The organism is Lysobacterales bacterium, from assembly GCA_016703225.1.
GTDB lineage: Bacteria > Pseudomonadota > Gammaproteobacteria > Xanthomonadales > Ahniellaceae > JADKHK01.
Genome location: JADJCM010000003.1, coordinates 898,321 through 918,651, shown reverse-complemented (window position 1 = coordinate 918,651; position 20,331 = coordinate 898,321). Strand labels below are relative to the sequence as shown.

23 protein-coding genes are annotated in these 20,331 nt (G+C 67.5%); 17 read left to right on the top strand and 6 right to left on the bottom strand.

What is annotated here, in order from left to right; all coding sequences use genetic code 11:
- Positions 1-118 precede the first annotated feature (118 nt).
- Positions 119-1,501: a histidine--tRNA ligase gene (locus IPG63_17385; GenBank protein MBK6728961.1), complete on the top strand. Its 1,383-nt coding sequence runs from the start codon at positions 119-121 to the stop codon at positions 1,499-1,501.
- On the top strand, positions 1,498-3,390 hold the full coding sequence (locus IPG63_17380) for an aromatic amino acid lyase (GenBank protein ID MBK6728960.1): 1,893 nt from the start codon (positions 1,498-1,500) through the stop codon (positions 3,388-3,390). Before IPG63_17385 ends, IPG63_17380 begins: the two co-directional genes overlap by 4 nt.
- Here IPG63_17380 and IPG63_17375 read toward each other — a convergent pair whose 3' ends face one another.
- Positions 3,391-5,205 (bottom strand): GGDEF domain-containing protein, encoded by a 1,815-nt coding sequence (locus tag IPG63_17375; protein MBK6728959.1) that lies wholly within the window; start codon positions 5,203-5,205, stop codon positions 3,391-3,393. It abuts the gene before it with no gap.
- Positions 5,206-5,375: 170 nt separating this feature from the next.
- Between IPG63_17375 and IPG63_17370 the strand changes: the two genes are divergently transcribed.
- The 12 genes from IPG63_17370 (at position 5,376) to IPG63_17315 (ending at position 14,207) form a co-directional block, all read left to right on the top strand.
- Positions 5,376-5,723, top strand: a complete 348-nt coding sequence (locus IPG63_17370; GenBank protein MBK6728958.1) for a hypothetical protein — start codon at positions 5,376-5,378, stop codon at positions 5,721-5,723.
- Positions 5,720-6,619 (top strand): ATP phosphoribosyltransferase, encoded by a 900-nt coding sequence (locus IPG63_17365; protein MBK6728957.1) that lies wholly within the window; start codon positions 5,720-5,722, stop codon positions 6,617-6,619. Before IPG63_17370 ends, IPG63_17365 begins: the two co-directional genes overlap by 4 nt.
- Positions 6,616-7,908: a histidinol dehydrogenase gene (gene hisD / locus IPG63_17360; protein ID MBK6728956.1), complete on the top strand. Its 1,293-nt coding sequence runs from the start codon at positions 6,616-6,618 to the stop codon at positions 7,906-7,908. Before IPG63_17365 ends, hisD begins: the two co-directional genes overlap by 4 nt.
- The gene (gene hisC, locus IPG63_17355; protein ID MBK6728955.1) at positions 7,905-8,972 is read left to right on the top strand and encodes a histidinol-phosphate transaminase; all 1,068 of its coding nucleotides are present in this window, start codon (positions 7,905-7,907) and stop codon (positions 8,970-8,972) included. The genes hisD and hisC overlap by 4 nt, the downstream gene beginning before the upstream one ends.
- Positions 8,969-10,036, top strand: coding sequence for a bifunctional histidinol-phosphatase/imidazoleglycerol-phosphate dehydratase HisB (gene hisB / locus IPG63_17350; GenBank protein ID MBK6728954.1), 1,068 nt, complete (start codon positions 8,969-8,971; stop codon positions 10,034-10,036). Before hisC ends, hisB begins: the two co-directional genes overlap by 4 nt.
- Before the next feature lie 14 nt (positions 10,037-10,050).
- The gene (gene hisH, locus IPG63_17345) at positions 10,051-10,632 is read left to right on the top strand and encodes an imidazole glycerol phosphate synthase subunit HisH (protein ID MBK6728953.1); all 582 of its coding nucleotides are present in this window, start codon (positions 10,051-10,053) and stop codon (positions 10,630-10,632) included.
- Positions 10,629-11,354 carry a 1-(5-phosphoribosyl)-5-((5-phosphoribosylamino)methylideneamino)imidazole-4-carboxamide isomerase gene (locus IPG63_17340; protein ID MBK6728952.1) on the top strand — a complete coding sequence of 242 codons (726 nt, stop codon included), beginning with the start codon at positions 10,629-10,631 and terminating at the stop codon, positions 11,352-11,354. The genes hisH and IPG63_17340 overlap by 4 nt, the downstream gene beginning before the upstream one ends.
- Complete coding sequence (gene hisF, locus IPG63_17335; protein MBK6728951.1) at positions 11,348-12,115, top strand: imidazole glycerol phosphate synthase subunit HisF; 768 nt, start codon at positions 11,348-11,350, stop codon at positions 12,113-12,115. The genes IPG63_17340 and hisF overlap by 7 nt, the downstream gene beginning before the upstream one ends.
- Positions 12,112-12,744 carry a bifunctional phosphoribosyl-AMP cyclohydrolase/phosphoribosyl-ATP diphosphatase HisIE gene (locus IPG63_17330; GenBank protein ID MBK6728950.1) on the top strand — a complete coding sequence of 211 codons (633 nt, stop codon included), beginning with the start codon at positions 12,112-12,114 and terminating at the stop codon, positions 12,742-12,744. Before hisF ends, IPG63_17330 begins: the two co-directional genes overlap by 4 nt.
- A 69-nt stretch (positions 12,745-12,813) precedes the next feature.
- Positions 12,814-13,062, top strand: a complete 249-nt coding sequence (locus tag IPG63_17325) for a type II toxin-antitoxin system Phd/YefM family antitoxin (protein ID MBK6728949.1) — start codon at positions 12,814-12,816, stop codon at positions 13,060-13,062.
- Positions 13,059-13,253, top strand: coding sequence for a hypothetical protein (locus IPG63_17320; GenBank protein ID MBK6728948.1), 195 nt, complete (start codon positions 13,059-13,061; stop codon positions 13,251-13,253). Before IPG63_17325 ends, IPG63_17320 begins: the two co-directional genes overlap by 4 nt.
- 39 nt (positions 13,254-13,292) lie before the next feature.
- The gene (locus tag IPG63_17315) at positions 13,293-14,207 is read left to right on the top strand and encodes a glycerophosphodiester phosphodiesterase (protein ID MBK6728947.1); all 915 of its coding nucleotides are present in this window, start codon (positions 13,293-13,295) and stop codon (positions 14,205-14,207) included.
- Here IPG63_17315 and IPG63_17310 read toward each other — a convergent pair.
- The 4 genes from IPG63_17310 to IPG63_17295 are packed head-to-tail and all read right to left on the bottom strand — an operon-like array spanning position 14,197 to position 17,449.
- Positions 14,197-15,573, bottom strand: a complete 1,377-nt coding sequence (locus IPG63_17310; protein ID MBK6728946.1) for a hypothetical protein — start codon at positions 15,571-15,573, stop codon at positions 14,197-14,199. The genes IPG63_17315 and IPG63_17310 overlap by 11 nt on opposite strands.
- A gap of 3 nt (positions 15,574-15,576) precedes the next feature.
- The gene (gene mtnC / locus IPG63_17305; protein MBK6728945.1) at positions 15,577-16,266 is read right to left on the bottom strand and encodes an acireductone synthase; all 690 of its coding nucleotides are present in this window, start codon (positions 16,264-16,266) and stop codon (positions 15,577-15,579) included.
- Positions 16,263-16,808: a cupin gene (locus tag IPG63_17300; GenBank protein ID MBK6728944.1), complete on the bottom strand. Its 546-nt coding sequence runs from the start codon at positions 16,806-16,808 to the stop codon at positions 16,263-16,265. Before IPG63_17300 ends, mtnC begins: the two co-directional genes overlap by 4 nt.
- Positions 16,805-17,449: a methylthioribulose 1-phosphate dehydratase gene (locus IPG63_17295; GenBank protein MBK6728943.1), complete on the bottom strand. Its 645-nt coding sequence runs from the start codon at positions 17,447-17,449 to the stop codon at positions 16,805-16,807. The genes IPG63_17300 and IPG63_17295 overlap by 4 nt, the downstream gene beginning before the upstream one ends.
- 141 nt (positions 17,450-17,590) lie before the next feature.
- Between IPG63_17295 and IPG63_17290 the strand changes: the two genes are divergently transcribed.
- The 3 genes from IPG63_17290 to IPG63_17280 are packed head-to-tail and all read left to right on the top strand — an operon-like array spanning position 17,591 to position 19,645.
- Positions 17,591-17,911 (top strand): high-potential iron-sulfur protein, encoded by a 321-nt coding sequence (locus IPG63_17290; protein MBK6728942.1) that lies wholly within the window; start codon positions 17,591-17,593, stop codon positions 17,909-17,911.
- 52 nt (positions 17,912-17,963) lie between these two features.
- Entirely contained in the window at positions 17,964-19,295 is a 1,332-nt protein-coding gene (locus IPG63_17285) for a DNA recombination protein RmuC (protein MBK6728941.1), read from the top strand.
- Entirely contained in the window at positions 19,292-19,645 is a 354-nt protein-coding gene (locus IPG63_17280; GenBank protein ID MBK6728940.1) for an Hpt domain-containing protein, read from the top strand. The genes IPG63_17285 and IPG63_17280 overlap by 4 nt, the downstream gene beginning before the upstream one ends.
- Positions 19,646-19,648: 3 nt before the next feature.
- On the opposite strand, the gene IPG63_17275 is transcribed toward IPG63_17280, so the two are convergent.
- Complete coding sequence (locus tag IPG63_17275) at positions 19,649-20,194, bottom strand: NUDIX hydrolase (protein MBK6728939.1); 546 nt, start codon at positions 20,192-20,194, stop codon at positions 19,649-19,651.
- Positions 20,195-20,331: the final 137 nt, after the last annotated feature.

Sequence of the window (20,331 nt, the reverse complement as noted above, 5' to 3'; positions counted from 1 at the left end):
CACGTGAGGGCGCGCATCTTAGCGAGGGCTTCCGGGTTCGGCAACACCTGCAGGATCGGCCGTTTCATTCTGCTAGCCTTTGCGGCCTTTCGGACCACCTTCTGCCGCGCCCATGAGCCTGACCAAGCCCCGCACCATGCCCGGTGTGCTCGAACTGTTGCCGCTGGAACAGATCGCGTTCCAGGGCGTGCTCGACAGCATCCGCCGCAACTTCGAACGCTTCGGCTTCCTGCCGGTCGAGACGCCGGCGATCGAGCTCAGTGACGTGCTGCTCACCAAGACCGGAGGGGAGACTGAGCGTCAGGTCTATTTCGTGCAGTCGACCGGTAGTCTGAAACAGGGCGACGAGCCGGAACTGGCACTGCGCTTCGACCTGACCGTGCCGCTGGCGCGCTACGTCGCCGAACACGAGCACCAGCTGCAGTTCCCGTTCCGTCGCTACCAGATGCAGCGCGTCTATCGCGGCGAGTCGGCGCAGCGTGGGCGTTTCCGCGAGTTCTACCAGTGCGACATCGACGTGATCGGCAAGGACGCGCTGTCGGTGCGTTTCGATGCCGAGCTGCCGGCGGTGATCCACGGCATCTTCTCGGAACTCGCGATCGGGCCGTTCACGATCCAGATGAACAACCGCAAGCTGATGCGCGGCTTCTTCGAGCGTGTCGGTGTGACCGATCCGGAACAACAGGGCCTGGTCTTGCGCGAAGTCGACAAGATCGACAAGCGCGGCGAGGCCTATGTGCGCGATGCCTTGATCGGCGAGCACTTCAAGCTTGGCGCCGACACGGTTGCGCAGATCCTCGCTTTCATCTCGCAGCGTTCGAGCGGCCACGACGATGCGATTGCCAAGCTCGATGCGCTCGGCAGCGGCAACGCCATGCTCGAGGCCGGAATCGCCGAACTCCGGGAAGTGCTGGCTTTCGTTCGTGCACTCGGCGTGCCGGAAGCGAATTACGCGATCAACTTTTCAATTGCGCGCGGCCTCGACTACTACACCGGCACCGTCTACGAAACCACGCTGAACGACCATCCACAGATCGGCTCGATCTGCTCGGGCGGCCGCTACGAGAACCTGGCTTCGCACTACACCAAGTCGAAGCTCCCTGGTGTCGGCATCTCGATCGGATTGACGCGACTGTTCTGGCAGTTGCGCGAGGCCGGACTGATCGGTGTTGCGAACAGCAGCGTGCAGGCGATGGTCGCGTTGATGAACGAGGCCGACCTGCCGAAGTACATCGAGCTGGCCACGCAGTTGCGCGCGGCCGGCATCAATACCGAAGTGCAGTTGGAGCCAAAGAAGCTCGGCAAGCAGTTCCAGTACGCATCCAAGGCCGGCATTCGCTTCGTGCTGGTGCTGGGCGAAGACGAGATGGCCAAGGGGACGGTGTCGGTGAAGGACATGCCGCGCGAATTGCAATACGAGGTGCCGCGCGCCGAGCTGGCGAAGACGCTGCGTGTGGAAATCGAACAGTTGGCGGCGATGCCGAAGGGGCTGGCCTCGTGAGCACGAGCGTGATCCGACTCGATGGGCATTCGCTGACGCGCGCCGATGTCGCTGCGCTCGCCGCCGGCGCTAGCGTTTCGCTGGCGCCGGAGGCGCTGCGCCGCGTTGCGCGCGCCGCCGACTTCCTGGCCGAAAAGGTGACGGCCGAGGAACCGATCTACGGCGTCAACACCGGATTCGGCAGCAATGCCGACAAGCTGCTCGGTGCGCGCCGTGCGCGCGACGATCTGCCCGGCGGCAATCCCGAGGCGCATGAGCGCAGCCTGATGGAAGAGCTGCAGCACAATCTGGTGATCACGCACGCGGTCTGTGTCGGCGAGCCGTTTTCCGAGTCGATCGTGCGCGCGATGCTCGGCATCCGCATCAACACCTTGCTGCGTGGACATTCCGGCATCCGCGTGTCGACGCTGGAATCGCTGGCGGCGATGTTGAATCGCGGCGTGATCCCGGTGATCCCGGCCAAGGGTTCGGTCGGTGCGTCGGGTGATCTGGCGCCGCTGTCGCATCTTGCGATCGTGCTGCTTGGCGGCGGCGAGGCCTTCCACCAGGGCGATCGCATTGCCGGTGCGGAAGCGCTGAAGCGTGCCGGCCTGGAGCCGGTGCGGCTGTCGTTCAAGGAAGGTCTGGCGCTGAACAACGGCACCACGCAGATGCTGGCGCTGGGCGCGCTGGCGCTGAATCGCATCGAGCAAATGATCCGCACCGCCGATCTCGCTGCCGCGATGACGCTCGAAGCCTTCGCCGGCCGCTCCGGCGCGTTCCGACCCGAAGTGCATGCGCGGCGTCCGCATCCGGGCCAGGTCGCGACAGCGGACTCGCTGCGCGACCTGCTAGCCGGCTCCACCCTGATCGACATTCCCTACCACCTGGTGCCGCGCTTCCGCACCTGGCTGGCCGATGCCTGGCAGGAGCCCGAGGACCAGGCCCAACGCTTCGATTTGAGCTGGGACTGGGTGCCGTCGAGCCAGCGCCACGGTCGCGAGAAGTTCTACACGCGTTTCTTGCCGTTCAAGGGCGGCAAGAAGCACCAGCCGCAGGACGCGTATTGCCTGCGCTGCATTCCGCAGGTGCATGGCGCGGTGCGCGATGCCTGGGCGCAGGCGGCGCGGGTGATTGACGTCGAACTGAATTCGGTCACCGACAATCCGCTGGTATTCCCGGAGCAGCCCGACGCCCGCGAGATCGAGGACCAGGTGATCTCGGCCGGTCATTTCCACGGCATGCCGCTGGCGCTGGTGCTGAGTTATCTGAAGGTGGCGATTCCAGTGCTCGCGAGCATTTCCGAGCGGCGCACGAACAAGCTCCTCGATCCGGCCAACAATGACGGCTTGCCGGCATTCCTGATCGGCAACGAGGATGCGACCGACTCCGGCTTCATGATCGTGCAGTACACCGCGGCCGCACTGGTCAACGATCTGGCGACGCGTGCGCATCCGGCATCGGTCTATTCGATCCCGACCAGTGCCAATGCCGAGGACCACGTGTCGATGGGTGCCAACGAAGCGCGCCACGTGCTCGACATGTGCGACGACCTGGAGCGCGTGATCGCGCTCGAGCTCTACACCGCGGCGCAGGCGCTGGAGTACCGCCAGGACATGCTCAACGCCGCGCGCCGGCTCGCCGCCCGCGGTGATCTGGCCATGCTCCGGCGCAAGATCAGCAATGCCCCGCGCGAGGACTCGCCTGAAGCCGCCGCGTTCGATCGCGATTGCGCCGACTTGCTCAAAGCCTTGGCGACGGCGGACTCCTTCCACCCTTCGCCGCGCGTGGCTCAGGCGTTTGCCGCGATTCGCGAGCGCATTCCGTTCATGACTCGCGACCGCGCCATGGACGGCGACATCCGCGCGATTTGCGATTGGGTGCGCGACGCGAACCCCGGCTCGGCCTGATCAGTCGGCGCAGACCAGGCGATTGCGGCCGTCGCGCTTGGCCTTGTACAGCGCCGCGTCGGCGGCGCGGATGAGCTTGTCCGGGCCGGAGTGGATGTCCTGGCCGTCGAGCGCGGCCAGGCCAATGCTGATGGTGAGCGTGATCGGCTCACCGTGGCCATCGATGCGCAATGCCGCGATCTCCTTGCGCAGAATCTCGGCACGACGCGCGGCATCCTCGCGCGCGGCGCCCGGCAGCAGCACCACGAACTCCTCGCCGCCATAGCGCGCGACGAAATCATCGCCCTCGCGCACATGCCGGCGCAACACCTCGGCAACCGCGCGCAGGCAGTCGTCCCCGGCAAGATGACCATGACTGTCGTTGATGCGCTTGAAATGGTCGATATCGAGCATCAGCAACGCGATCGGTGCGCTGCGTTCGCGCGCCTGCGCCACCGCGTGCGCCAGCGTCTCATCCAGATAGCGGCGATTGTGTACACCGGTCAGTCCATCGCGCAGGCTGAACTCGTGCAGGCGGCGGTTGGCGGTGCGCAGCTCGCCCATGGCGCGATTGAGTTCGCCGGTGCGCTCGGCGACGCGCAGTTCCAGACGCTCGGTCGCTTCCAGTTGCAGCTGCAGATTCTGCTCGCGCAGCAGCTTGAAGCGGTAGGCGAGGCCGAGCGAGAGCAGAATCATCTCGATGGCGGCGCCGAACTGGATGCCGTATTCAGTGAAGAAGTTCTTCGGCAGCAATCCGAACGAGACGCTGGCGTAGACGACGATGCCGACCAGCATGAAACTCCACGCAAACAGGAAGTAGAACGCCGGGCGATAGCCGGCCAAGCGCGCGCGGATGCCGGCGTACACGACCATCACCGCCAGCAGGAACACCGAGGCGGTTTCCAGCAGGATGGCATGGCGATAGCCGATGAACGGGGACGACACCGTGAGGGCCGCAAGCACCCAGGCGCCGGTGCGGAACACCCGCGCCAGTCGCGGCTGGCGGCTCTGCATCTCCAGAAAGCTGTTGGTGAACAGCAGCATGCACAGCAGCGAACTGCCGATGGCGAGCAGCAGCACCGCGTCGTCCCAGACTGGCCAGTTCGGCCACAGCAACTGGTAGCTGATGCCATTCAGGCACGCTTGGCCGAGTCCGAAGGTAGCGACGTAGCCGATGTAATAGGTGTAGCTACGATCGCGCACCGACAGGAACAGCAGCAGGTTGTACAGCAGCAGGCCGATCAGGATGCCGTAGAAGACGCCGAGCCCGATCTGGGTGCGCTGATGCTTCTCCAGGAAAGCGTGGTCGGAATAAATCGCCACCGGCACCTGCACCGAACTCTCGGTCTGGACGCGGAGCAGGGTGTGCACGGCCTGCCCACGCGGCACCTTCAAGGCGAAATTGAAGTGGCGATGGTCGACACTGCGCGCGCTGTAGGGTTCGCGGTCGCCGGACCGGAAGCGTTGCTCGCCGCCGAGATCGTCGCGCACGCGCAAGTCCAGATGGTCGAGCAGGGCGTATTCGATGACGTACAGCCAGCTCGTGTCGGCGTGGTCGAGGTTGCGCAGGTCAAGCGCAAACCAGTACACGCCGTCGGCGAAGCCAAAGGTCGGCGGCCAGACCTCGATGCTGCGGAACTGCCCATCGCGCAGCGCGGCGTCGGCGTCCTGTTCCGTGGAGTCGGGGTTGGCATCGACCCAGTAGCGCAGCTGCTCGGCGGGCTGGTAGCGCGACTGGCCTTGTTGCAGCGTCAACGCATTCGCATCGACTGCCGCCGGCCACGCCAGCAGCGCAGCAGTGATCGCCAGGAGCAGCAACGCCAGCGCGCGAACCATGCGCTTTCCTCCGTCATTCGCCAGAGCATAACCACAGCGCCCCGGCACGATGCGCGACCAACTGCAACCACTTGCAACAGGAGGCGCTGCGGCTACCCGACGCGTGGCCCCGCTTGCCCGAACGCGTGCGCTGATGTAACAATGCGCTATCGCAATAGTGAGGCAGCCCAATGAAGCGCAAGTCGATCGAGGCCGAAGCACCGCCCGAAGTCGCCGAAGCATCGCTGTACGCGGCTTTGCTGACCTTGCGCAGCGAGGCCGAGTTGCATGCGTTCTTCCATGACCTGTGCACGCCGGCCGAGCTCGAAGCGCTGCGCGACCGCTGGCGCGTAGTGCCGTTGCTGGCGCGCGAGCTGCCGTACCGCGAGATCCACGATCGCACCGCGGTCAGCGTCACCACCATCGGTCGTGTCGCGCGCTGCCTGCAGATGGGCGAGGGCGGCTACCGCATCGCCGCCGAGCGCTTGGGCTGGATCGCAGCCCCGGTCAAACCTTCGAAGAAACGGAATCCCCGATGAAAACCCGTGACCGACTGCGCATCGCCGTGCAGAAATCCGGAAGGCTCTCCGAGCCTTCGCAGAACCTGCTGGCACAGTGCGGCCTCAGCTTTCGCCAGAGCCGGGACAAGCTGTTCTGCTACGGCGACAACGCCCCGGTCGACCTGCTGCTGGTGCGCGACGACGACATCCCCGGCCTGATCGACGAGGGCGTTTGCGACCTCGGCTTCCTCGGGCGCAACGTGTTGGAGGAGGCGCGCCTGGAACAGATCGCGGCCAAGGGTGCAAGTGGGCTGGAGGAAATCCGCGCGCTCGGTTTTGGCGGCTGCCGCTTGTCGATTGCGGTGCCGCAGGAGGAGAACTACGCCGACGCCGCGCAGCTCGCCGGCCGGCGCATTGCGACCAGCTATCCGCGCTTGCTCGCGAATTTCCTGTCCGGGCGCGGTGTCGCGGCCGGCGTGGTCACGCTGTCTGGCTCGGTCGAGATCGCGCCGCGGCTCGGCACCGCCGATCTGATCTGCGACCTGGTCTCCTCGGGCGCGACCCTGGTCGCGAATCAGCTCAAGGAGGCCGAGGTGATCCTGCGCAGCGAGGCGGTACTGGCCTGCGCGACCATGGCCTTCGGCGACGAACGCGATGACATCCTGGCGATGCTGATGCGCCGTCTCGACGGCGTGCTCGCGGTGCGCGAGACGCGCATGCTGATGCTGCGCACCAGCCGCGTGGCATGGCCGACGGTGCGCGATGCGCTGCCGCCAGGTTCGCTCCCGACGCTGACCGGGATCGAGGGCGAGGCCGCCGACATCGCGGTGCAGGCGATTGTGCCGCGCCCAGTCGGTTGGCCCGAGCTCGAAGCGATGAGCCGCGCCGGCGCGCGCGGCCTGATGGTGCTGCCGGTCGAGAGGATGCTGGCATGAGGCGGGTCGACTGGAGCGCACTCTCTGCAGCCGAGCGCGCGACGCTGTTGCAGCGGCCCGCAAGCCTGCGCAGCGAAGAATTGCGGCGCACGGTGGGGCGCATCCTGGAGCAGGTGCGCGCCGATGGCGACGTGACGCTGCGCGCATTGACGCGCAAGTTCGATGGCGTCGAGATCGGCGAGTTGCTTGTGGATGATGCCGAGTACGCGGCTGCCGCCGGCGCCATCAGCGACGCGGCGCGCGCCGCCATCGACGAAGCCTATGTCCGCATCGGCAGCTTCCACGAAGCGCAGCAGCCGCTGCCGTTGCGCGTGGAGACCGCGCCCGGCGTGGTCTGCGAGCGCATCGCGCGGCCGATCGCTTCGGTTGGACTGTACGTGCCGGCCGGTAGCGCGCCGCTGCCGTCGTCGGCACTGATGCTCGGCGTGCCGGCGCAACTCGCCGGCTGCGAACGCATCGTGCTGTGCTCGCCGCCGATGCGCGACGGTCGCATCGAGCCGCACGTGCTCTACGCTGCGCAGCGCTGCGGCATTCGCGAGGTGTTCAAGCTCGGCGGCGCGCAGGCGATCGCGGCGATGGCCTGGGGCACCGAGTCGGTCCCACGCTGCGACAAGCTGTTTGGGCCCGGCAATGCCTACGTCACCGAAGCCAAGCTGCAGCTTGCCGGCGCGGGCATCGCCATCGATATGCCGGCGGGACCTTCGGAAGTGATGGTGATTGCTGACTCCGGCGCCGATGCGGCCTTCATCGCCTCCGACCTGCTGTCGCAGGCCGAGCACGGTTCGGACTCACAGGTGTTGCTGGTGGCGACCGATGGCGCGCTGATCGATGCCGTGCTGCGCGAGATCGAGACGCAGATCGCGAAGCTGCCGCGCGCCGACATCGCACGCGCCGCGCTCGCGCACGCCCTGCTGATCGCGGTGCCGGAGCTGGCGACCGCGGCTGATGTCGCCAATGCCTACGCGCCCGAGCACCTGATCGTGCAGACGCGCGATCCGGGCGCGCTGTTGCCGCGGCTGCGCGCAGCCGGCTCGATCTTTCTCGGCGCCTATGCTGCGGAGTCGCTCGGCGACTACTGCTCCGGCACCAACCACGTGCTGCCGACCAGCGGCGCGGCGCGCGCCTTCAGCGGCGTGTCGCTGGCGAGCTTTCTCAACTTCATCACCGTGCAGGAGGTCTCGGTCGCCGGCTTGCGCGCGATCGGACCCTGCGCGATCACGCTGGCCGGTATCGAAGGCCTGGACGCGCACGCCAACGCCGTGCGCCTGCGCCTGGAGCGTGCGCCATGAGCGTGCTCGATCTGGCGCGGCCCGAGTTGCGTGCGATGGCGCCGTATTCCTCGGCGCGCATGGAAGCGGTTGGCGGCGACATCTGGCTCAATGCCAACGAATCGCCATGGAATCCGTTGGCGAGCGGGCGCATCAATCGCTATCCCGATCCGCAACCGCCGCCGTTGCTGGCCGCGCTCGCGGACCTCTACGCGGTGCGCCCGGAACAGCTGCTGGTCGGCCGCGGCAGCGATGAGCCGATCGACCTGCTGACGCGCGCTTTCTGCCGCGCCGGCGTCGATTCGGTGCTGGTCTGCCCGCCGACCTTCGGCATGTACGCGGTCGCCGCCAACGTGCAGGGCGCGCGCGTGCTGCAGGTGCCGCTGCGCGCGGAGGATGACTTCCGCTTCGATGCCGACGCCGTGCTCGCTGCGCTCGGCACCGACACGCGCATCGTCTTCGCCTGCACGCCGAACAATCCGACCGGCAACGCCACCGCGCCGGAACTTCTGCTCGATCTCGCCGAGCGATTGCGTGAGCGCGCGTTGTTGGTGGTGGACGAGGCCTACATCGAGTTCTCGGACCGCCCGTCGTTGGCGACGCGCGCGGGCAGCCCGGAGAATCTGGTGGTGCTGCGTACCTTGTCCAAGGCGCACGGCCTGGCCGGCGTGCGCATCGGCACTGCGATCGCCGCCCCCGCCGTGATCGATCTGCTCAGGCGCATCATGGCGCCGTATCCGCTGCCCGAGCCCTGCATCGACGCCGCGTTGCGCGCCCTGGCTGTGGACGCACGCCAACGCACCGGCGAGCGCATCGCCAGCATTCGCAGCGAACGCGAACGCATGCGCGCGGCACTGGCGCGCTGCACCGGCGTGCGTGCGGTGCTGCCGTCCGAGGCGAACTTTCTGGCCGTGCGCTTTGACGACCCGGTGCAGCGCTACGCGCAGTTGGCAGGCGCCGGCGTGATCGTGCGGCAACTGATGAAGTACCCGGGCTTGGCCGACGCGCTGCGCATCAGCATCGGCAGTGTCGATGAGAACAACGCCGTGCTGCGTGCGCTCGGCGCCAGCGAGGAGGCCGCATGAACCGCCGCAGGATTCTGTTTCTCGATCGCGACGGCACGCTGATCGAGGAGCCTGCCGACTTCCAGATCGATTCGCTGGCCAAGTTCCGGCTGGTGCAGGGCGTGATCCCGGCACTGCTGAAACTCAAGGCCGCAGGCTACGAGTTCGTGATGGTCAGCAATCAGGATGGGCTCGGCAGCGACAGCTTCCCGCTCGCCGATTTCGAGCCGCCGCAGCGCTTGCTGCTTCAGATCCTCGAATCGCAGGGCATCGGCTTCAGCGCGATCCACATCGACCCGCACTTCGAGCAGCAGAACGCACCCACGCGCAAGCCCGGCATCGGCATGCTGCTCGACTACCTGCGCTCCGGCGATCTCGACTTCGAACGTAGCGCCGTGATCGGCGACCGCGAGACCGATCTGCAACTGGCGCGCAATCTCGGCGTGCGCGGCTTCCGGCTCGGTCCCGACCACGACGACTGGGCAACGATCGCGCACCGCATCGCCGATGCGCCGCGTGTGGCCGCGGTCGAGCGCGTGACCAGCGAGACGCGCATCCGCGTCAGCGTCGATCTCGATCGCGAAGCACGCGCCGAGGTCGCGACCGGGATCGGCTTCTTCGACCACATGCTGGAGCAGATCGGTCGCCACGGCGGCTTCGCGCTGACGCTGACCTGCGCCGGCGACACCCACATCGACGAGCACCACAGCATCGAGGACTCGGCGCTCGCGCTCGGCGAGGCGCTGCGCAAGGCGCTCGGCGACAAGCGCGGTATCGGTCGCTACGGCTTCACCCTGCCGATGGACGAGACGCTGGCCAGCGCCGCGCTCGATCTGTCCGGGCGCGCCTGCCTGGTGTTCGAGGGCGTGTTCCCGCGCAGCGAAGTGGGCGGCATGGCCACCGAAATGGTGCCGCACTTCTTCCGCTCCTTGTGCGATGCGCTCGGCGCCAACCTGCACCTGTCGGTGCGCGGCGAGAACACGCACCACATGGTCGAGGCCTGCTTCAAGGTGTTTGCGCGCGCCCTGCGCCAGGCGATCCGCCGCGAAGGCGACGCCATCCCGAGCACCAAGGGCACGCTGTGAGGACGGACGTGGTCATGCTCGACTCCGGCGGCAGCAATCTGGCTTCGGTGCAGTTCGCGTTCGAGCGTCTCGGCGTGGCCGCAGCGTTGTCGCGCGATCCCGAGCGCATCCGTGGCGCCAGCCATGTCGTGTTGCCCGGGGTTGGCGCCGCCGGGCCGGGCATGGCGCGCTTGCGCGAGACCGGATTGGACCGATTGATCCCGACGCTGACCCAGCCGGTGCTCGGCGTCTGCCTTGGCATGCAGCTGCTGTTCGACTCCAGCGCCGAGGGCGACACGGCTTGTCTTGGCATCCTTGCGGGGCGGCTCGAACGCTTCGATGCGGCGCGTTGCGGCCGCGTGCCGCACATGGGCTGGAACCGCATTGATGCTGTGCGTGACTCGCCGCTGCTCGCGGGTCTCGGCGCCGATGCCTTCGCCTATTTCGTGCACAGCTACGCCGCGCCGCTGACTTCCGCGACGGTGGCGACCTGCGACTACGGCGGGCCGTTCGCCGCGGTGGTGTCTGAACGCAATTTCCACGGCGCGCAATTCCATCCCGAGCGTTCGGCGGCGGTCGGCGCGCGATTGTTGGCCAACTTTCTGGAGCTCGAATGATCCCGATTCCCGCGATCGACCTGCGCGGCGGGCGCGTGGTGCGCCTTGCGCAAGGCGACTACAACCAGCAGCGCGACTACGACTTCGACGCCGTGACACTGGCGCAACGCTATGCCGCCGAAGGCGCGCAGCGCCTGCACGTGGTCGATCTGGATGCCGCGCGCGATGGTGGCAGCCGCAACCGGCTCGCGATCTGCGAGATCGCGACTGCGCTCAGCGTGCCGGTGCAGGCCGGCGGCGGCGTGCGCGATGAGGCCGACCTCTATGCCCTGTTCCGCGGCGGCGTTGCCGCCGCCGTGGTCGGCAGCGTGGCGGTGCGCGATCCGCAGCGGGTGATCGAGTGGGCGCGCAGTTTCGGGCGCGATCGCATCGTCATCGCACTCGACACGCGTCTGGTCGATGGCGTGTGGACGCTGCCGCTGCACGGCTGGACCGAGGCCAGCGGCACCACGCTGCCGGAACGCCTGTCGCGCTATCTCGACGCCGGGCTCGACCAGTTCCTGGTCACCGACATTGCCCGCGACGGCATGATGGGCGGGCCGAGCTTGGCGCTGTATCGCGAACTGCGCCACAGCCATCCCGATGCGCGCATCCAGGCCTCGGGCGGGATCGACAGCGTCGCTGCGCTGGCCGCGCTGCGCGCGCTCGGTGTGGCCGGTGCGATCATCGGCCGCGCCCTGCTCGAAGGCCGCTTCGGCGTGGCCGAGGCCAACGCATGCTGACGCGGCGGATCATTCCCTGTCTCGACGTGCGCGATGGCCAGGTGGTCAAGGGCGTGCGCTTCCGCGACCACGTGGTCATGGGCGGGATCGAAGAACTGGCGCTGCGCTATCGCGACGAAGGCGCCGACGAGCTGGTGTTCTACGACATCACCGCGAGCCCGCAGGGGCGTTCGGCCGATGCCGCGTGGGTGCGCCGGGTCGCGCGCCATCTCGACATTCCGTTCTGCGTCGCCGGCGGAATCCGCTCGGTGGCCGATGCCGAGCGCATCCTGCATGCCGGCGCCGACAAGGTCTCGGTCAACTCGCCGGCGCTGGAGCGGCCACAGCTGGTCGACGACCTGGCCGCCGCGTTCGGCGTGCAGTGCGTAGTCGTCGGCGTCGATTCGCAGCGGGTCGAGGGCGAACTGCGCGTGCACCAGTACACCGGCGATCCCGACAAGACTCGCGTGTCGCCACGCGAGACCACTGCCTGGGTGCGCGAGGCGATCGAACGCGGCGCCGGCGAGATCGTGCTGAACTGCATGAGTTCCGACGGTGCCCGCCATGGCTACGACCTCGCGCAGTTGCAGGCGGTGCGGGCGGTCTGTGGCGTGCCGCTGATCGCCTCCGGCGGTGCCGGCACGGCGCAGCATTTCGCCGATGTGTTTCGCGCCGCCGATGTCGATGGCGCGCTCGCGGCCAGCGTGTTCCATTCCGGTACGCTGCCGATCCCTGAACTCAAGTCATTCCTGCGCGGGCAGGGCATCGAGATGCGACCATGAGCACAGTGCCATTCGATATCGCCGCAGTCGATTTCGCCAAGGGCGAAGGCTTGGTGCCGGCGATCGTGCAGGACGCGACCACGGCGCGCGTGCTGATGCTCGGCTACATGGATCGCGAAGCACTGCGGCACACGCTGGAGCACGAGCGCGTGACGTTCTGGTCGCGCTCGAAACAGCGCCTCTGGACCAAGGGCGAGACCTCCGGACACACGCTGGACCTGGTCTCGGTCGCTGTGGATTGCGATGGCGACACCTTGCTGCTGCTAGCGAAGCCGAACGGTCCCACTTGCCACCGCGGTTCCGAGACCTGTTTCGATCCGCAGCAAGACACGCTGGCCGCGGAGCTGGCACGGCTCGACAGCGTGATCGCGCAGCGCCTGCGCGATCGTCCCGCAGGCAGCTACACGACCCGGCTGGTCGAGGGCGGCATCCGCCGCGTCGCGCAGAAGGTGGGCGAGGAAGGTGTCGAAGTCGCGCTCGCCGCCGTCGCCCAGGATGAAGACGCCCTGGTCAACGAAGCCGCCGACCTGATCTTTCACCTCGGCGTCGCCCTGCACCTGCGCGGTCGCAACTTCCAGGATGTGCTGAGGCGGCTGCGGGAGCGGGCCAACGGCGGGGCTGCCCGATGAAAATCGGCGGGGTGCGTGGTGCTTGTTGCCTGGCCAGACTAGACTAAGGTACAAACGGGAGTTGCACCCATGCCGTCGGTCAACATGCTGGAAGCCAAGTCTTCGCTATCGCGCCTGGTCGAAGCGATCGAGCAGGGACGCGAACGCGAAATCGTGATCGCGCGCAACGGCCGCCCGGCGGCGCGTCTGGTCCCGGTGGACGCTGTGCCGGCCGGCAAGCGCCTCGGTGTGGCCAAGGGCAAGTTCAAAGTTCCCGACGATATCGACTCGCACAATGCGGAGGTCGCGGACCTGTTCCTTGGCGCAAGTCCGCTGTGAACCTGCTGCTCGACACGCACGTTGCGCTGTGGGCGATTGCCGAGCACGCGCTCGCGGTCGAAGCCCTGCCGGCGCACCATCGAGACCCGTTCGATCGCATCCTGATCGCACAGGCGTTGGTGGAACCGCTGCGGCTGATGACCCACGATGCGATCGTGGCCCGCTATAGCGACACCGTCATCGCGGTCTGAACCCGGCATGCACGAACCTGCGCCGCGCGGAGCGAAACCATGATCCAGTGGCAGACCCTCGATGGCCGACCGACTCGCATCATCGCGCACCGCGGTGCTTCCGGGCTGCGGCCGGAGCACACCCGGGTGGGTTATGAACTGGCGATCGCGCAGGGCGCGGACCTGATCGAGCCGGACCTGGTGCCGAGCCGCGATGGGGTGTTGTTCGCACGCCATGATGCCGGGCTGCGACGCAGCACCGACATCGCGCGCCGCGTGGTATTCGCGGCGCGCAGCGAGCGCGATCGCTGCGGTCGCCACGATTGGCCGGTGCACCACTTTCGCAGCGAGGAGCTGGCGACGCTGCGTGCGTTGCAGCCATTTGGCCAGCGCAGTCGGGTGTTCGATTCGCGCTTTCCGCTGCCGCGCTTCGAGGATTTGCTCGACATCGCCGCAGCCGCGAGCGCGACGGGGGCGCGCGTCGGGGTCTATCCCGAGCTCAAGCATCCGGCCTTCTTTGCCGCTGCTGGCATCGACGTCAGCGCGATCTGTATCGACCTGCTGCGCGCGCGCGGTCATGGCGGCAAGCTCGATCCGGTGTGGCTGCAGTGCTTCGAGACCGAGCCCTTGCGGCGCGTGCACGAGGCGCTGGCGCTGCCGGTGTTCCTGTTGCGCGAATCCGCAGACCTTGCCGATCCCGCGTGGTTGCAGAACTTGCAGCGAACTCATCCCTGGCTCGATGGCGTGGCCCTGCCGAAGTCGGCGCTGATCGGCGCTGGGGGCGATGCCGGTCTGGTGCGCGCGGTGCACGATCGCGGCTGGCAGGTGCACGTCTGGACCTTGCGTGATGATCAGGTGATGCCCGGATTCGCCGATGTGCGCGCCGAACTGCGCGCGCTGTTCGATCTCGGCGTCGATGCGCTGTTCGCGGATTTTCCCGCGACCGCGGTCGCGGAGCGCGCGCTCAACGCTTGAGCGCGACCGGCGGGCGTTGCTGCCGCCACGCGGCGAGTTGCGCCAGCACGGCGTCGCCGGCGGAGATCTGCGGCTCCGACGCTTCGAAGCCTTCGGCGCGTTCGCGTTCCGCGACTTTCTTCGCCGCCGCGGCGAACGCGGCCACCAGGTCGTCCTCGACCGCGAGCGCGCCGGAGAGGAATGCGCGGCCGAAGTAGGTCAGTTCGGCATCGCGGCCGCATCCGAACGAAGTACGGTCGGCGCGGGCCGAGCTGATGACCAGGCTGGTCGGCGAGCGCAGCGGTTCGATCCAGCCGCCCGAGTAGCAGGCCGAGACAATGGCGATGCGCCAGCGGATGCCGGCGTCGTCGAAGGCGTCCGCGAGGTCCTCGGGGACGATCTGCGTCAGCGCGTAGTCGCCGACTTGCACCAGCCATTCGTGGTCGGGCGAACCATGCGAGGTCAGGAACACCAGCACCAGGTCTTCGGTCGGGTCGATGATCCGCCCGATACCGGCGAGCGTGCGCGCCAGGTTGCGGCGCGTTGCCAGCGGTGTGTCGTCGAGCGTGTCGATGTGGTTGAGCAGCCGCAGGCTGCGCTGCGTGGTGCCGAAGCGTGCTTCGAAGCGCTGCAACGCGAGATTGACCTCGTTGCGAAACACCGACTCGGAGGCATCGCCGCCGAGCGCCAATGCATACAGGTCGATGGTGCCCGGACGCTGCGCGGCCAGGCCCGCGAGTTGCGTGTCGACCAAGTCGTCCTGAATCGCGAGCAGGTCTTCGGGATCGACGTCGAGATTGGCATCGGCGCGAGGTGGTTCTGCGGTCGCAGCGGCTTCCTCCATCGCGTCCTCCTCGGTGTAGTAGTACGAGGACCAGTTATCGCTGCGGCCCAGCAGGAACATGGCCAGCGCGGGCACCACGAGCGGCGCGGTCCAGCGCCGCAGGCGCGTGGCGTCCGGGACGAAGTGTCGTGTCCGGGCCAGGCAGACGAGTGCGGCCGCCGGAAGCGCTGCGCGCCACGCGCTGCCGAAGGAATAGTCGAGATCGTCGTGGGATACCGTTGCCCAGCCGAACAGGTCGAAGGCCAGCACGATTGCGGTCGGAGTCACGAGCAGCAGGATGCCGAACGTGGCACCCGCGGCCGGGCGCCCGAGCCAGCGTGCGGTCAGTGCGCCGCTCGCCGCGGCGAGCACGATCAGCAGGGCCCAGGCGCCGCTCGCCGACCACGTGAAGCGCATCCCTGGCTCCGCCGCGGCCCAGTCGCCAAAGGCGCCAATGAGCACGCAGGCGAACGCCACCAGTGCGAAGTCGCCGGAGCCTGCGAGTGCCGCCGGCTGTCGCACCCGCCAGCGGACGGCGTCGCGCCAGAAACGCGGGTTCAGCATCGCTCAGGCTCCACCGTCCAAGCGGATCTCGCGGAAGCTGGTGGCGCTGGCGTGACGGCCGTGGCTTTCGGGCAGCGTGTCCGGGCGCAGCAACTGCGTCGTGGCCATGCCGGCGCCGCGCGCGGCGTCGAGTTCGGCCTCGATGTCCGACAGGAACAGAATGTCGCCCGCCGGAACGCCGATCGCCGCGGCGATGCGGCGGTAGGACTCGGCTTCGCGCTTGCCGCCGATGTGGGTGTCGAAATGGCCGGCGAACCATGGCAGCAGATCGCCGAATACCGAGTGCGCGAAAAACAGCTTCTGCGCGGCGACCGAACCGGACGAGTAGACATACAGCGGCACGCCCTCGCGCTGCCATTGGCGCAGGCGGTCGAAGGCATCGACATAGACGTGCGCGCTGAAGTCGCCTGCGGCGTATCCGGCTTCCCAGATCAGCCCTTGCAAGGTCTTCAGCGGCGTCGCCTTGCGGTCGATGTCGATCCAGTGCAGCAGGGTTTCGATTGCGGCCGCGTCATCGGCAGCGCCGCTCTCGGCGCGTACTGCATCCAGCGCCGCGCGCACCTCCGGTTGCGCGGCATGGGCGTGGACAAACGCGGGCAGCCGCTCGCGCGAATACGGAAACAGCACGCGGTGTACGAAGTCGATGGCGCTGGTGGTGCCCTCGATGTCGGTGAGGAGGATGCGGGCCATCAGTTCTCCAGACGCGGGAAGCGCGTGGCGATGTCGTCGCCGCTGAATTCGGCGACCCAACCGTCGGGGTTGGAGAAGATGCGGATGGCGATGAACGATGGATTCGGGCCCATGTCGAACCAATGCCGCGCTCCATCCGGCACGCCGATCAAGTCCCCCTGTTCGCAGCGCACCTCGAACACGCGCTCGCCGAGGTGCAGGAAGAACAGGCCGCAACCGGCGACGAAGAAACGCACTTCGTCTTCGCGATGGCGATGCTCATTGAGGAACTTGCTGCGCAGCGCTTCCTTCTGCGGGTGGTCCGGCGCGATGCTGATCACGTCGAAACTGCGGTAGGACTTCTCCGCCATCAGACGATCGATGTCGCCACGATACGCGGCGATCACGGCGTCGGTGTCGGCGCCCGCTGTGAGTGCAGCGCTCGCTTGCCAGCGCTCGAAGCGGACGCCCTCGGCTGCGAGCAACGCGGCGATGCGCGCGCCATCGTCGGTGTCTTCGAGCAGCGTGGCTGCGTCGTGTTCGGGGTAGATACGCAGGCGACTCATCGGCGCAGGCTCCGCAGGTCGAGTTCGCAGGCGAGCAGGAACTCGAAGGCATCGAGGTGACGGCGCGCCTCGGCGAGGTCGCGGCCCCAGGCGTAGAGGCCATGGCCGTCGATCAGATAGCCGTGCAGCGGCTGCGGATGCGCAAGCCAAGGCGCGATCAGGGCGCACAGCGCCGGGATGTCCTGCGAGTTCGGCAGCACGCGCAGGCTCATGCTTGCTTCGTGCGTCTCGTAGCCGCGGAAGGCCTTGAGCAGTTCCCAGCCGGCGAACAGCACTTCGCCACGCTCGGCGAAACAGCGCGAGGCCACGGTCTGCACGCGCGAGTGCGTATGCAGTACGCAGCCGATCGCGGCGTCGTGCGCATACAGCTGGGTGTGCAGCAGGGTTTCGGCCGAAGGTCGGTGCGCGCTGCCTACGGCGCGGCCAGCGAAATCCACGACCATGATGTCTTCGGCGCCGAGCCTTCCCTTGTCACGCCCGGAGATGGTGATGGCCGCGAGTTGCGGCGAGAGGCGCAGCGAGAAGTTGCTGCTGGTCGCGGGCGTCCAGCCGCGCAACGCGAGCTCGCGACCGGTTTCTGCGAGCGCTTCGGCGGCAGAACGAAAATCATTCGCATCAATGACTTGCTTAGGCTGAAGCATTCTTGACCGCGATCAACCAGAGGGCGCGCGAATATACCCGAGATGTTGCATGATCGCGGCGCGAACGCGGCTCCGATTCATGGGCCGGCCGCGAGTTGTCTGTTTCCAGATTTCATCCACAGGAGTTTGCGCATGAACGAGATCAAGACCAGCCGCCGCCAGTTCCTGGCCATCGGCATGACCGCCGTGGCCGCCGCCGCTGTCGCACCGCGCCTCGCACATGCGCAGGGCGCGCTGCCGCAGATTGACGAAGCGGATGCCACCGCCGCCGCGCTTGGTTACAAGCACGACAGCAGCAAGGTCGACGCCGCCAAGTATCCGGCGCACAAACCGACCCAGACCTGCGCCAACTGCAAGCTCGCGACCGGTGCCGACGGCGACGCCTGGCGTCCGTGCAGCATCTTCCCGGGCAAATCGGTCAACGCCAAGGGCTGGTGCGCGGCCTACGCCGCCAAGGCCTGAGCAACAAGCCGGCGGGGCGACGCGATACGCCGCCTCTGCTAGCGTTCGCGACATGGATGTTGCCAGTGTCCTGATCGGAATCTTCATCGGCGCTGCCCTCCTGGCCGCGCCGATGTCGTTTTGGGCTGCGCGCAATGCGCAGCGGCGCTTCGACGCCGGACGTGCCAGCCGCGATGGCGAATTCGCGGCACTCGCTGAACGCCTGCAAACGCTTCAGGCTGACCTGCACGAGGAGCGCACGCGCGCCCGCGAGGCGGCAGAAGCGCGCGCCGCGCTCGCGGCGCGGATCGAGGAGTCGACCCAGGCGCAGGGCGAGAAGCTGCGCTGGATCGACACCGCGCGCGAGCATCTGGGGCAGCAGTTCCAGACGCTGGCCACGGCCATCCTCGAAGCCAAGAGCGAACGCTTCAGCACGGCCAACGCCGAGCAATTGGGTGCCTTGATGGCGCCGCTGCGCGAGCAGTTGCAGCAGTTCCAGCAACTGGTGGTCGAATCGCGCGCGCAGGAAGGCGAGAGCCGCGCGGTGCTGCGCACCGAGATCGTCCACTTGCGCCAGATGAGCGAGCGATTGAGCGGCGATGCATTGAACCTGACGCGCGCGCTGACCGGCGACAGCAAGAGCCAGGGTGCCTGGGGCGAACTGGTGCTGGAGCGCTTGCTCGAAGCCTCAGGCCTGTGCGCGGGCCGCGATTTCGAAACCCAGGTGGTATTGCGCGACGAGGGCAGCGAGGTACGGCGCCCGGACGTGATCGTGCGTCTGCCCGGTGGCCGCGATGTGGTGATCGATGCCAAGGTTTCGCTGACCGCGTTCGAGCGCTGGTGCAACGAGGTTGATGCGACCGCGCGCGAGCGGCATCTCGCCGAACACGTCGGTTCGATGCGCCGCCACGTCGACGACCTCGGACGCCGCGGCTATGCCAACTCGAGCGGCCTCGCGTCGAATGGCATCGTGCTGATGTTCGTGCCGATCGAAGCGGCCTATCTGGAAGCGATCCGCGTCGAGCCGAAACTCTACGAACTGGCGCTGCGCAGCGACGTGGTCGTGGTCAGCCCGGGCATGCTGCTCGGCATGCTGCGCACCATTGATCACGTCTGGAAGGCCGAGGCCCGGCAGCTGAATGCCGAGAAGATCGCCGAGCGGGCCGGGCTGCTCTACGACAAGTTCGTGGCGCTGATCCAGGACCTGCAGCGCGCCGCCGAGCAGGTGGGCAAGGCGCGCGAGGGCATTGATGCCGCGATCAGCAAGCTCGGCAGCGGACGCGGGCATCTGCTCGGGCAGGTCGAAAAATTGAAACAATTGGGGGCACGCAGCAGTCGCGACCTGCGCAGCGTGTTGCCGGTGCACGACAATGGCGACGACGACCCCGAGGAGCCGCTGCCATGACCACGGTGCAGATCGATCAGTCGATGCTCGACCAGTTCCGCATGCTCGAACGCGCAGGCAAGCCCGGAGTGCTGAAGCAGATGATCGGCATGTTCCTCAAGGGCTCGGCCGAGCAGGTCGCTGCGATTCGCGCCGCATCGGCCGCCGCGGATGGCGAGAAACTGCGCGTTACCAGCCACACGCTCAAGTCGAACGCGGCCAGTTTCGGCGCGACCGCGCTGGCCGAACTCTGCCGCGAAATCGAGTACGCCGCCAAGGCTGGTACGCCAACGCTGGCGGCGCAGTCTCTGGCGCAGCTCGAAGCCGTGCACCAGGCCAGTTGCGAAGCACTGCGCCGCGAAATCGCCTGAGCGTCAGCCGGCGCGGGCCAGCCAACGCCGCGCCATGCGCCGGATCGAGGCATCGAGTTCGAAATCGCTCGCGATGTCCGTGATCGCGCGCCAGGCCATGTCGCGGGATTCGCTGTTGGCGATGAACTGCTCCGATGCAGTGGCGCGCACCACGAAGCGCAGATCGTAGTGCCAGTGTTCCGGTTCGTCGCCGCGCGCGGGAATCACATGGGCGTCGAGATCGAACAGATCGGCATCGACGGCCAGCCCGGCGAGGCCGGTTTCTTCAGTAGCCTCACGCAACGCGACGCGCGCCAGGTCGCTATCGCCATCGGCGTGACCCCCCGGCTGCAGCCAGCGTGCAAGCTTGCGATGGTGCAGCAGCAGGGCACGTTCGCCATCAGCGGACACCAGCCAAGCCGACGCCGTGAAGTGCGCCGGAAAACAGTCGCGCGAGAAGCAGCGCGGACTCTCGCCGAGCAGTGCCAGGAAACGGCTGCGCGTCGCGGCTTCGATGGCTGAGCTGGCTTCGTGTTGGCGCAAGGCGCGGTCGAGATCGAAGTCGTGCATGGCTCGTGAAAGGGCTTCGGAGGCCAGCAGTTCAGCACATTCGGGCTTGCCGCATGCGTGTGGCAACAGTATGTTACCGGCGCTTAGCAGGGGCGGACTCGTGATGGCGCAAGCCAGTCGATGCGCGATCTGCGCAC